At 66.3% G+C, this 255-nt stretch carries 1 protein-coding gene; it reads left to right on the top strand.

The features are described from left to right. A partial coding sequence (locus NFX52_RS30590) for a class II fructose-bisphosphate aldolase (protein WP_252636036.1) occupies positions 1-255 on the top strand: 255 nt, incomplete at both ends.

Here is a 255-nt window from a genome sequence, read left to right as displayed (position 1 = left end):
GACAGTCCGGTGATCCTGCAGGCCTCCGCCGGGGCACGCAAATACGCTGGCGAGGCGTACCTGCGCCACATGATGCTGGCGGCGGTGGAGACCCACCCCGATCTGCCGGTAGTGCTGCACCAGGACCACGGTACTTCGCCTGCGGTGTGCATGCAGTCGATCCGCTCGGGCTTTACCAGCGTGATGATGGACGGGTCGCTGATGGCGGACGGCAAGACGCCGGCGAGCTATGCCTACAACGTCGAGGTGACGCGC

This window comes from Acidovorax facilis, from assembly GCF_023913775.1.
Taxonomy (GTDB): Bacteria; Pseudomonadota; Gammaproteobacteria; order Burkholderiales; family Burkholderiaceae_C; genus Acidovorax; species Acidovorax facilis.
The sequence above is the reverse complement of the archived record's forward strand: the minus strand, read 5'-3'. Positions and strand labels throughout refer to the sequence as shown.